This is a genomic window from Microbulbifer sp. SH-1 (assembly GCF_011326135.1).
Classification (GTDB): Bacteria; Pseudomonadota; Gammaproteobacteria; order Pseudomonadales; family Cellvibrionaceae; genus Microbulbifer; species Microbulbifer harenosus.
The window spans coordinates 1689419-1702207 of sequence record NZ_CP046948.1 but is presented as its reverse complement, the minus strand read 5'-3'; the positions used below and the strand labels follow the sequence as shown (position 1 = coordinate 1702207).

Here is a 12789-nt window from a genome sequence, read left to right as displayed (position 1 = left end):
GAGTCTGTCAGTGGAAACAGGGTACCAGTACCGCAAGCGCAGGGTGGCGCTGGATCGGAGCCGGGAATTTCGCTTCGGCGAGGGAAAAATCAGTGCCTATGCCAGCGTGGCATTGGGGCTTTTATGTTTGCTGGCTGTGCTCGCTTACCGTTATCCCGCCTATCTGACCACTATCGAATTGCGTCAGGCGTATGATGCTGAGTTTTTGCAACAGATCCTCAAATACGGCATGTACTTCTCACTGTTCCTCGGTGCGCTTACGTTTGTGCTCAATCGCCACAAGCGGCTTGGAGCCTGCGGTATCGGTCTCACTCTGGCCGGTTTTGCCCTGGGAGGCTACGACATTCCCGTAGGGCCGGTGGAGCCTGTGCGGATGTCGCTTGGCGTGGACTGGCTGATTCTTGCGTTTCTCGGCTCGGTCGGTGTGTTCATGACATTGGAGAAGCTGTTCCCCAAATATCGCAATCAGGTGATATTGCGCAGCGAGTGGAGCCTGGATCTGTTTTACTTCTGCTTCAACCACCTGATGATATCGGCGATCCTGATTTACGCCAACTTTCATGCGAGTCATTTCCACTGGGCCCTCAGCGAATCGGTGCAGGTGGCAGTACAGTCGATGCCTGTATGGTTGCAGGTGGTGCTGATTATACTGTGCGCGGATTTTGTGCTGTATTGGGAGCACCGCCTGTATCACGAGGTGCGCTGGTTGTGGCCGGTACATGCGGTGCATCACTCGGTTGAGCAGATGGACTGGTTAGCGGGCTCCCGCGGTCACTTTGTGCAGGTGTTTTCAGAACGCGCAATGGTGATGATCCCGCTGTATTTGTTGGGGGCGGACAAAGCGGCACTGGATATTTACGTCACTTTTGCTGCGCTGCAGGCGGTACTCATCCACTCTAATGTGAACCTGCGCTTCGGGCCGCTGAAGTATCTCCTGGTTACACCGCAATTTCACCACTGGCACCACAGCTCCGAAAAGCCGGCAATTGACACCAACTATTCCGCGCACACGGTAATTTTTGACCGGATTTTCAAAACTTACCATATGCCGGATAAGCACTGGCCTGCGGAGTACGGCACAACGGTGCGTTTGCCGCGTGGATTTGTCGGGCAGCTGTTCTATCCGCTCCGCAAGTGGCTACAGCCTTAGTACCTATCGCGGGGATGGAAAGACTACTTTCCAGTCGTTCTTCATGTCGACCACGGTCCAGCCTTTTTTAGCGGCGTCATCCAGGCCTTTGCTCAGCTGGCCGATGTGAGAATCGCGATCGTAGGTCCACTCCCGTTTGGCGTCGGTGTGGTGCAGTAACAGACCGAGGCGGGCGCCGGTTCCCGCTGTGGTCCATTCGAGCATCTGGTAATCCCCATCGGAATTGCCGAAGGCAAAAATGGGACGCTGTCCAATGTATTGATGAATGCCCACAGGCTTGCCCTCTTTGTCGTCGATCAGGTTGATCTCGGGCAGTTTGATGATCGCTGGTGTGCCATCGCGGACTTCGTATTTGGCTTTGATACTCGATCCAACCACCTGCTCCGGTGGAATGCCATAGGTCTGTTCTGCGAAGACCCGCATAAAATCCACGCCACCACCGGAGACGATGAATGTCTTGAAACCATTGGCGCGCAGATAATCCAGTAGCTCTAGCATGGGCTGGTAGATCATCTCGTTGTAGGGCCGATTGGTTTTCGGGTGACGGGCGGTTTTAAGCCAGTCGCTGACGTTTACGTGAAATTCTTCCGCGGTCATATTCGCGTGGGTAGCGGCGAGGATCTTCATTAATCCTTCCTTGCCACTCGCCATGACTTTTTGGGTGTCGCCCCTGAGTACAGAAGCGAATGGCTCCTGAGTTTTCCACTCTGGATGCTTCGGTGCCATCTTCTTAACCTGATCCAGGGCATAGATCAGCTGGAAATAGGCCGGTTGTTCCGCCCACAGTGTGCCGTCGTTGTCAAAAGTGGCGATGCGCTGACTTTCAGGAATAAACTCGGGTGAATCTTTGCGAGTGACTTTTTCCACAAAACGGATGATGACCTTTTTGCTGTCACTGTCATTCCAGGAACTCAGTGGATCGGCGACGCTGAAAGCGGAGGTGAGTAGCAAGAGCCCGGCTGCGAGCAACAGGCGCAGCTTGTACCGAATATACATAAGATTCCCCTGAGTACTTTGGTGAGGTGCTTATCTGAATTTGACGCTACCTAAACTCTAGTTCGCAATGTTCATTTCAGTGAATTGTGGGTGTTAGTTTTCCAGAGGCTATGGGTAGCGGAATCTGAATCCCAGGTTTTGATCTTTACCGCATCTGGTGACGTGTCACTCCTTGCTGACTTCTCCAGAATATTGCCGCCGGCTAGCAGGGCGGCGCAAGACGCCTGTTTAACTCTCCGCGGCCCAGGATCGTACGGTGCATAATGGCCGGTACCTTGGACGGTCGTAACCAGAATGGCATGTATCTGCACTCATGCCTCCAAATTTTTACCTATGGTTGGCAAGCGGAGTTCTCCATATTTCCCGGTGTTGTTATTTTTTCCGCCTGTAAATGGGTGAATGGATCCGCAGTGATAAAACGCTGAAATGAGGTGTCTATGCGTATCTATGTAACTGTATTGACGTTACTACTGGTACTGGCAGGCTGCAGTGAGAAAGATGAGGAAGCCCAAGTACGGCTGCCAGGCGTCGAGCAGGCCGTTGCCAACACGCAACAGGATGGGGACATCAATCGCCCGCCAGTAACACCAACCATTCCCCCTCAGGCCACACTTTCGAAGCCGGCAGTGAACCCCGCTGGCACCAAACCCAATATCCTGCTGATCGTTTCCGACGACACCGGCTTTGGCGACCTCGGTCCCTACGGCGGTGGTGTCGGGCGCGGTATGCCCACACCGAATATTGACCGGATGGCGGCAGATGGCATGACCTTTTTCTCGTTCTACGCGCAACCCAGTTGTACTCCCGGCCGCGCGGCCATGCAGACCGGACGCATTCCCAATCGCAGCGGCATGACCACGGTGGCATTTCAGGGGCAAGGCGGTGGCCTGCCGAAGGAGGAATGGACTTTGGGGTCAGTGCTAAAAAAGGCGGGTTATAAAACCTATTTCACCGGCAAGTGGCACCTGGGCGAATCCGACTATGCACTGCCGAATGCCCAGGGTTACGACGTAATGGAACACGCGTTCCTGTATCACGCCAATGCGTACACCTATGGCGATCCCGATTGGTTTCCGGATATGGATCCGAAGCTGCGCAAGATGTTTAACGATGTGACCAAAGGTTCCATGTCTGGACTGGCCGGTGAAAAGCCGCGTGAAGATTGGAAGGTCAACGGTGAGTATGTCAACACCCCGGACAAAGGTGTTGTGGGTTTGCCTTTTTTGGACAGCTATATTGAGCGCTCTGGGATCAGATTTCTTGAGGACGCGGCGAGAAACCCCGAGCAGCCTTTCTTTATCAATATCAACTTCATGAAGGTGCACCAGCCAAATCTGCCTGCACCGGAGTTTAAACATAAATCTCTGTCGAAAACCAAATACGCTGATTCGCTGGTGGAGCTGGACGCGCATATCGGCAATGTAATGAACAAGTTGCGCGAACTGGGCCTGGATAAAAACACTTTGGTATTTTATACCACCGACAACGGCGCTTGGCAGGATGTATACCCGGATGCTGGTTATACACCACTGCGTGGCACCAAAGGTACAGTGCGTGAGGGGGGCAACCGAGTGCCGGCTATCGCCGTTTGGCCCGATTACATTGCCCCAGGTATTCGCAATCACGATATTCTCGGTGGCCTGGACCTGATGGCTACCTTTGCGGCGTTGGCAGGACTGGAATTGCCCAAAGAAGACCGCGGTGGCGCTCCGATCTATTTCGACAGTATCGACATGTCACCGGTGTTGTTCGGAAACGGAAAGAGTACACGCGACTCCTGGTTTTACTTCACCGAAGATGAGCTGACTCCCGGCGCCGCGCGGGTCGGCAATTACAAGGCCGTGTTTAATTTGCGAGGGGACGACGGTGCGCACACCGGCGGGCTGGCGGTTGATAGCAACCTCGGCTGGAAGGGGCCGCAAAAGTATGTGGCCACCGTGCCGCAGATCTTCGACTTGTGGCAGGACCCGCAGGAACGCTACGACGTATTTATGAATAACTATACCGAGCACACCTGGACCATGGTTGTATTCAACGATGCGATCAGTGCTCTGATGAAAACCTACGTGAAGTATCCGCCGCGTAAACTGCAAAGTGAGGGTTACAGTGGTCCGATCACCCTCACGCAGTATGAGCGCTTAAAATATGTCCGCGAAAACCTGGAAAAAAATGGTGTAAACCTTCCGTTGCCCTCTGGCAACTGATCGCCGATAGCCAGACACACTGAACCCCGCCGCGCGGTTCTGGCGGCGGGTTTTTTCTCATTGCGCACGGCGTGTTACTGGGCTTTACTTTATGCACCTGGGCAACAACCAGGAATAATCTATAACTGCAGGCCGGTCCCTCATGCGGTTGGCGCCTGAGCGTTGGTGAGTCCATGCACCCGAGTTTACGTATCCTGCTGCTCTGCGTTTTAGTTGGCGCCTGCGACCGAAATGCTTCGCCAACAACTGGTGTTCCGGTTAGTTCCCCCTCTGCGATTAATACCGCGACATCTCCGGAACCCAATCGAGCTCAGGGCCAAGAAGAGCGTACGCACCGTCAGACAAGTAAGAGCGAATCACCGTCGGCGCACGTGGATGATGCCAATACCGGTTATGTAGGCGCGGAAACCTGTGCCAACTGTCATCAGCGTGCCTTTAAAAGTTGGCAGAAATCTCACCATGATCTGGCCATGAAAACGCCGGATTCGCAAAGCGTGGTGGGCAACTTCGAGAATGCAACGTTCAACTACTTCGGCACCGAGTCTACTTTTTACCGGCGCGACGGAAAATACTTCGTGCGCACCGATGGAGCCAACGGTGAGCTACAGGAGTTTCCCATTGCCTACACCTTTGGTATCTACCCCTTGCAGCAGTATCTTATTGCGTTTCCCGGTGGCCGCCTGCAGGCACTGAGCATCTCTTGGGATTCCCGCCCGAAAGAAGCGGGTGGGCAACGATGGTTCCATCTCTATCCAGATGAGGAAATCAAACCCGGAGATCCGCTGCACTGGACGGGTATCAATCAGAACTGGAACTTCCAGTGTGCCGACTGCCACTCCACGAATTTGCAAAAGAATTACGACATGGCTTCGGGGACCTTCGCTACCCGCTGGTCGGAGCTCAATGTGGGTTGTGAATCCTGTCACGGTCCTGGTTCGCAACATGTGAAGTGGGCCGGCTTGAGTGAGGAGAGGCGCAAGGCGGAACCCGACCGCGGCCTGGAGATTTCCTACGCTGAACGCCAGCAGACAGGCTGGCAAATGAATGCGGAAAATGGCATCGCATATCTCAAGGTCGGTTCCTCGAAGCAGACCCAGAAAGAAATTTCCATTTGTGCCCAGTGCCACTCCCGTCGCGGCACCCAGCATCCCGGCGTCAGGCCAAAAGACGACTTTCTCGATTTCTTTCACCCGGCGCTGCTGAGTGAAGATCTCTATTACGCGGATGGCCAGATTAAAGACGAAGTCTACGTGTGGGGCTCGTTTGCGCAGAGTAAAATGCACGACGCCGGCGTCACCTGCAGCAACTGCCACGACCCCCACAGCCTAAAACTACGTGCGGAGGGCAATGCTATCTGCGCCCAGTGCCACCTACCATCGAAATTCGATGCGACTGAGCATCATCTGCATTCTGCGGGTAGCGAGGGCGCCCAGTGCGTCAATTGCCATATGCCCGAGAAAGTTTATATGCAGGTGGATGCGCGCCGCGACCACAGTTTCCGCGTGCCTCGCCCAGATTTATCGGAGAAGATTGGCTCGCCCAATGCCTGCAATGGATGCCATACGGATCGCCCGAGTATCTGGGCGGCGGACATCCTTGAGAGAAAATTTGGCGCACCGGAGCCCCACTATGGTGAGGTAATCCACGCCGGACGCGCAGGTGTTCCCGGTGCCGATCAACCGCTACAGGCATTGATCATGGACGAGTCCCAGCCCGACATCGTGCGAGCCACCGCCATCTCGCTGCTGCCCCGTTATCTCTCCCGCCAGTCCGCACAGCTGCTGCAGATCATCGCGCAGGGAGACAATGCACTGCTGCATCTGGGGTTGGCGCAAGCTCTCGACCAGATTCCGCAACAGGTGCGTCCGGCGCTGGCCATTCCACTGCTGTATGAAGATGAGCGGGTCATTGCATCGCTCGCCGCGAATGCGATTGCCGGTGCACCGATGGATGCCTACCCGGAGTCGGTGGGGCAGCGCTTCGACAGGGCATTGGCGGATTATGTTGCCGCTGCCGAATTCAACGGTGACCGTCCGGAGAGCCTGTTGAATCTGGCAGGGCTGCGCGGGCGCGAAGGGAATATATCTGCCGCGGAGTCACTGCTCCACCTGGCAGTGCAACGCGCACCGTATTACACGCCTGCACTGGTCAACCTCGCCGACCTTTACCGCAGTAGCGGTCGTGAACAGCGGGGTGAAGAGCTATTGCGCAGTGCGCTGGAGGGGGCAATCGACAAGGCGCCGTTGCAGCACGCCCTGGGCCTTTCTCTGGTGCGCCAGCAACGAATGGCGGATGCACTGGAGTTTTTACGTCAGTCCGCGGACAGCCAGAGTACTTCGTCGCGCTATGCGTATGTGTATGGTGTTGCCCTCAATTCCGTCGGTCGGCCGGATGCGGCGATTGTGTATCAGCAGGCCGCCCTGAAGCGCTTTCCCGGCGATCCTGACATTCTGCAGTTGCTGATCTCTCTCAACCGTGAGCAGGGGAATATGCAAGAGGCCCAGTATTACGAGGCGCAACTGCGTGGCGGACAAAGGGCACATTTACGGTAAAAGATTCGCGTGCAATATCCATCCAGCTCCTCGAAATTTCCGGCGTCATATGTGCGGCCTTCACCGAAAAACAGTCCTCTTGCCCGCGCTGTGCAGCGCGAGCTGGAGAATCATCCGGCAGAAACCAGCGGTTTTTATTTGATGCAGGATGGTCTGTCGGCCTTTGTTGCCAGGACCGTGTTGATTGAAGCCGCCACTGTATCCCTGGATCTCCAGTATTACATTTACGAAGATGACAGTGCCGGGCGCATTCTCATGAGCCTCCTACTGAAGGCAGCAGATCGCGGTGTGCGGGTGCGCCTGCTGGTGGACGACCTGGGCACCCGCGTAGTCAATCCGCTGGTGCTGACTCTGGATGAGCATCCTCTGATCGAGATTCGTATATTCAATCCGGTAGAGGGGCGCTCCGGACTCCGCCGTGCCCTGGAACAGGCGGCAAACCTCGGCCGGATCAATCATCGCATGCACAACAAACTGCTTGTCGCCGATGGCTTGGTGATGATTACCGGTGGGCGGAATATCGCCGACGGTTACTTTTCCCGTTCGGATGTGGAATTTCTTGATGTGGATGTGATGGCCCTAGGTGGGGTACTACCGGATGCGGAACAGATTTTTGATGATTATTGGAACAATCCGGTGTCGGTGCCGGTCACCGAACTGTCGCTCGATAGCCTGGAAGATCAGAGCCTGGATGACCTCCGCCGCAAGGTGAAGGCCTTCCTTGAGGATGAGGCGAAGTCTGAATTCACTGATGCTCTGAGGCAGTCGAAAATGGCTGGCGAAATCCTTGCGGGAGCGATTCCCTTTCAGTGGGGGAGAGGCACGTTGTTTGCCGATCCTCCGGAGAAAGCTCTCCACCGAGATCGCATCCCGGTCGAGAAATTTCCCGGGTATCAACTGGAGAAGGTCATCCGCAACAGCAGTGCTAATCTGAGGATCAGCGCTGCTTACTTCATTCCCGGTAATATAGGTACGACACTGTTCACTGGGTTGCAGCAGCGCGGAGTGAATGTGGACATTCTCACCAATTCACTGTCCAGCAATGATGTGGCGATCGTGCACGGTGCTTATGCGCGCTACCGAAAAAAGTTGTTGCGCAAGGGCGTGGATCTCTGGGAGCTGCGTAAGGCGTCGGGCGAAAAGCGGCGCAAACGCTGGTTTCAGGGTGAGTCCCGCGCAACGCTGCATGCGAAAACCTTTGTAGTAGACGATAGTCTTGGCTTCGTCGGTTCCATCAATCTCGATAGTCGATCGCTCTTGCAGAACACGGAAATCGGCCTGCTGATGGAAAATGAGTCCATCAATCAGGAGTTGAGTGCGTTTTTTGAAGACTGGGTAGCGGGTGATTCTGCCTGGCATCTTTCACTCAATGCACAGGGAGAGATACGCTGGCGCGCACGGGATGGCGACGGCAAAGCACTGGTTGAAACCAAAGATCCGGAAACGACCGTGTGGCAGCGTTGGCTTTCCTGGATACTGTCCTGGTTACCGGTGGAGTCCCAGATATGATGGCAATTACTGAGAAAAAGGCCGGTGGGCTGTGCACACCGGCCGGATTAATTCATACGAAACTGAATATCATTCGGAAGGGGGTGGGTTCGGCGTGGAAACATTCCACCAGAAATCAAACGTATCGAGCATGCCAAGAAACTCTTTGAACTTGGCGCCGTCGCCACCAAGTTTTGCGGAGCCATCTTTTACCTTGTCGTCGATGCCTGCGGTGCCCATGATCACATCATCCAGTGATGTACGGTTGATGGTGACGGTGGCATCGGGCTTGTCCACCGGTGGACCGTAGTTCAATACGCCATTTTCCACTACCAGAGAGTAGTTGCCCTTGATATCCGGCAGTGAAACGTTGAACGCCATTTTTTTCCCAGCAGCCTTGGGACCATTGAGGCGAATACCCAGGTAGTCAAAGAACATTTCAATCGACATATTGGCAATAGTGTCGGGGCTCGCGGTAACGGGCATCGCCAGTTTTTTTACCCCCTCGCGCAGTTCTTTGGCTCCGCTCAGGAAGAAGTTTCGCCATGGGCCATTTTCCTGTTGGTAACCCATTTGTTCCAGAGCATCGGCCAGCAGGTTTTTCGCTTTCTGATTGTTTGGCTGCGCTGATACGAGGTTGTCCAGCACCTGTGCCACCCAGCGATAGTTTCCAGCATCATAATCTTTCTGGACCTTCTGCAATACGCTGTCTGCTCCGCCCATGTATTCCACAAATTTCTTGCCGGCTTCTGTGGGAGGCAGCGGGTAGAGTCGCGCGGGGTTTCCATCGAAGAATCCGAGGTAGTAGTTCCACACGGCGCGGGTATCGTGATTGACACTGCCGTAGTAGCCGCGGTTGGCCCAGTATTGCGCCAACTCCGCAGGCAGTTCCATCATCTCCGCAGCTTCCACCATGTTGTAACCGTGATTGGCCATACGCAAGGTCTGGTCATTCAGGTACTTGTACAGATCGCGCTGCTTCTTCAGGTGGTCCACCACTTTTTCATTGCCCCAGGTGGGCCAGTGGTGCGGGGCATAGAGCACTTCCGCTTTATCGCCCCAGCGTTGCAGGGTTTCGTTCAGGTAATTCGCCCACGCTTTGGCATTGCGTACCTTGGCGCCGCGCAAGGTGTACAGATTATGCAGTGTATGGGTGGCATTTTCCGCAGCGGTTACGGCTTTCAGCTCGGGAATATAGAAATGCATTTCCGCGTGAGCTTCGGTGCCCGGTGCCAATAGAAATTCAAAAGTGAGCCCGTCTACTTTGAGTTGCTGTCCGGTTTTGGTTATGGTGTCGGTCGGAGGAATGATGGTGATAGTTCCCGGGGAGGTACCGAGACCGAGACCGGTGCCCAGCGTCCCCTTGGGATCTTTCGGCAGGAGGTTACCGTACATATAGGAGGCGCGACGCCCCATGGTATTGCCGGCAAACACGTTTTCGCTCACCGCTTCCTCAAGAAAGCCTTCCGGGGCAATGATTTTCACCTTGCCGGATTGCACATCCTTTTCATCCACCACGCCGCGCACACCGCCGTAGTGGTCCACATGACTGTGGGTGTAAATCACAGCCACCACGGGTTTGTTGCCGCGGTGTTTGCGGTACAAATCCAGAGAGGCTTTGGCCGTTTCGGCAGAAATCAGCGGGTCCATGACGATGACGCCGCTATCTCCTTCGATAAATGTGATATTGGAAAGGTCTGCGCTGCGCACCTGGTAAATACGCGGTGTCACTTCATACAGGCCGCCCTCGGAAAGCAACTGCAGTTGCCGCCAAAGGCTCGGGTTTACCGTGTCCGGCGCTTCTTTGCCCTGGGCGAAGCTATAGGCACCCAGATCCCACACTGTTTGGCCTTTTGCATTTTTAATGATGCCGTTGTCAGGCAGTGGAGCGATAAACCCTTTTTTAACGTCCTCAAAGTCTTGCGTATTGCTAAACGGAAGTTCGGACTTGACTGCGGCATTATTGTTTTTGGTTGTGTTCGTTGCCGCATTCTGCGCGAGGGCCAGAGCAGATGAAAATGCAATAATGCCAACGGCGACCAGTGGCCGCATAACCACTTGAGAGAATCGTCGAATCATAATTTTCGTCCTTGAATACGTCTTCCTGAGTACACGGCTACGGTTTTGTTTCGTTCAGAATTCGAACTGCACCGAGCCACCAATAAAATGCATTGCTGTGTCTTTGTAGGTGCCTTGCAGCCTCGGGTTGAATGGCGGGCGTCCCTGCTGATCGATATCGAGATTGCCAGACCAGAGGAAGGTGTAGCCTGCATCCACTGTCACGCCGGGACATAAGGCTTTGCCGGCACCGAGGCCAAATCGATACGCCTTGCCGGTGGCCATGTTGGCGGTGAGGTCGGATTCATTTTGCATTGAACTGTCAAATGCGAAGCCTGTGGACAGGTGCCAGTCCTGCAGAGCGCCTTGCGAAAATCTGTGGCGGATGCCGAGGGCGAAATGGCCGGTATCCTGGTAACCTTGATCCACGAATATCGAAGTTTGATTTGGGTTATCGAGCGCCAGGGTCAGGCCGGCAAATTCCGACCAGTCTTGCCAGGCGAGATTTGCGTAGAGCGTGGTATAGGGGGTCAACTGCTGTTGCAGGCTGGCCGTCACTGTGGCCGGGACCGTCATGTCGATTTGGGTGCGGGTTCCGTTCAGGCGTGCGACTGCCGGCTCAAACAGGGGGCCGAAGTCGCTCAGCCGTAGATTGTCGCTGAAGGTCAAATCCACTTTTGAGGTGTAGGTAATGCCGAACGTGGTGCTGTCGACCGGGCGATAGATAATGCCCGCGTTGCCGCCGTAACCCACGTCAATATCCTCGTATTTAAGATGGGCATCTGCGGGAATCAGTCCCGCTCTGGGCGCGGAGACATACTCAAAAAAGGCACCCATCACATTCAGTCCAGCGCCGATGGAAAGGCAGTCGTTGATTTTCCAGCTCAGGGAGGGGATCAGGCTCATACCGATGAGATCTGCCTCCTGAACAAAGCGCCGCCCCGCCCAGTCGTCGTTGTAATCCAGGCCGAGACCGAAGTTGCCCGTCATCGCCACTCCCCAGCCAAATCTCTCGGAAAAAACACCCGCGGCGTGGGCGCCGCCACCGGGAAACCACCCAACCGGGTTGCCGCCGTCATTGCCGGGCACATTCGACTCGCCGCCGTTGGTGAAGCCCACGTCGCCATAGAGCATTTGCCCCGCGGCGCGCACCTGGGTATCACTGCGCCACACGGTTCCTGCGGGATTGGTAAAGGCCGTTGACGCGTCTTCCGGCATCGCCGCCCAACCGGCACTTGCGGTGCCGAGTGTGGGCGTGCCTATTTCCCACAGCATCACTCCACCAGCGTGGGCCATTGGTGCGATTAATCCAATGATGAATATGGCGAGAACATTTCTGACGGTCGGGTGAGGTCTGCCGAGTAGGCTCGTCATAAGCGGTTCCCTCTGGGGATGACGATAGTGGATCAGTTCGGTTGAATAGCATTCAAGGGGTTATTTGCTGGCACTGGGAAACAACATTACCCAGTTGAGCCGGAAGCCCCAGTCCTGGCTACCGTTTTCGGGACTTTCTGCGTAATAGCGCGGACCAGCTTGAATCTGATAGGTCTGCTTACCCACCTTGAACACCTTTGCTATCAGAAAATGCACGGGCACATTCCACTGCTCGGCTTCCCAGTCATAGGTAGATTCGGTTTGCAGTGTGAAGGTCCAGGCATTGGGTGTGTTGTAGGCCAGGAAAGGCTGCAGGAATGTGCTGTTCACATCGGCGCGATTGTCGCTGCCGGCGAAAGACCAGATGTGGTTGGCGAGCGCGCCGATGGTCCAGGGTCCGGTCTGTTTTAGCACGACGCCGGTAGGGCCTGTGCCCCATTTTTCCGTGCCGAGAAGTGGCTCTGTGCCAGTCGGGACGAGAAGTATTGGGCCGGCACCCCAGATTATCCCGCCTGCGGTTGGCTTCTTGGGGGAAAAGAACAGGCTTTGGGTGGTATCGCCAAGCCCGGTCTGATCGCCACTGCCGGGAAAAATGTCTTCCTGGTTCATTACCGGAAGAATAGTGCGACTGATGAGATTCCAGTTGTCGTTGATTGAAACCGGAATTACCGGCTGGATATTCAATGTGTATTTACGCCCCGCCTCCAGCGGACCGACGCGATTGTCCCAATTGCTTTGGAAGGGAACACTGATGAGGTCTGAGACGGGATTGCTGAGTTGTTTGGCGAGGTCGGAATCTGCGCGCGCGCTGACACTGGACAGTGCGAGAATCAGCGCAAAAAAAACGGCGAAATTGCGGTACATCTTTTTCACCAGGCAGGAAAGGGCGTAAAGCGGTTTTTCTCAGTCTAGCGGTACCGGGAAGTGATTGTTCCTCTGCGTCGCGGTGCTCAACGCAGGATTGGTG

General features: G+C 55.1%; 8 protein-coding genes. 4 read left to right on the top strand and 4 right to left on the bottom strand.

Going from position 1 to position 12789, the window contains the following annotated elements:
• Positions 1–10: 10 nt before the first annotated feature.
• Positions 11–1150 (top strand): sterol desaturase family protein, encoded by a 1140-nt coding sequence (locus GNX18_RS07380; RefSeq protein WP_166216622.1) that lies wholly within the window; start codon positions 11–13, stop codon positions 1148–1150.
• A 3-nt stretch (positions 1151–1153) separates the two neighbouring features.
• Here the strand turns inward: GNX18_RS07380 and GNX18_RS07375 are convergent, their stop codons facing one another.
• Positions 1154–2146: an HAD family phosphatase gene (locus GNX18_RS07375; RefSeq protein ID WP_166216619.1), complete on the bottom strand. Its 993-nt coding sequence runs from the start codon at positions 2144–2146 to the stop codon at positions 1154–1156.
• Between the two features lie 437 nt (positions 2147–2583).
• On the opposite strand from GNX18_RS07375, the gene GNX18_RS07370 reads away from it, so the two are divergent.
• From GNX18_RS07370 to GNX18_RS07360, 3 genes are all read left to right on the top strand, one after another.
• Positions 2584–4350, top strand: a complete 1767-nt coding sequence (locus GNX18_RS07370; protein ID WP_205828088.1) for an arylsulfatase — start codon at positions 2584–2586, stop codon at positions 4348–4350.
• 173 nt (positions 4351–4523) lie between these two features.
• A complete protein-coding gene (locus GNX18_RS07365) occupies positions 4524–6902 on the top strand; it encodes a multiheme c-type cytochrome (protein WP_166216616.1) in 2379 nt (792 codons plus the stop codon).
• Between the two features lie 51 nt (positions 6903–6953).
• Positions 6954–8411 carry a phospholipase D family protein gene (locus GNX18_RS07360; protein WP_240914285.1) on the top strand — a complete coding sequence of 486 codons (1458 nt, stop codon included), beginning with the start codon at positions 6954–6956 and terminating at the stop codon, positions 8409–8411.
• 69 nt (positions 8412–8480) lie between these two features.
• Here GNX18_RS07360 and GNX18_RS07355 read toward each other — a convergent pair whose 3' ends face one another.
• Genes GNX18_RS07355 through GNX18_RS07345 form a run of 3 tightly spaced genes read right to left on the bottom strand, consistent with a single transcriptional unit; the run spans position 8481 to position 12686 of the window.
• Positions 8481–10469 carry an alkyl/aryl-sulfatase gene (locus GNX18_RS07355; RefSeq protein WP_166216613.1) on the bottom strand — a complete coding sequence of 663 codons (1989 nt, stop codon included), beginning with the start codon at positions 10467–10469 and terminating at the stop codon, positions 8481–8483.
• A 54-nt stretch (positions 10470–10523) separates the two neighbouring features.
• Entirely contained in the window at positions 10524–11822 is a 1299-nt protein-coding gene (locus GNX18_RS07350) for an OmpP1/FadL family transporter (protein WP_166216610.1), read from the bottom strand.
• A 60-nt stretch (positions 11823–11882) separates the two neighbouring features.
• Entirely contained in the window at positions 11883–12686 is an 804-nt protein-coding gene (locus GNX18_RS07345) for a transporter (protein ID WP_166216607.1), read from the bottom strand.
• Positions 12687–12789 lie beyond the last annotated feature (103 nt).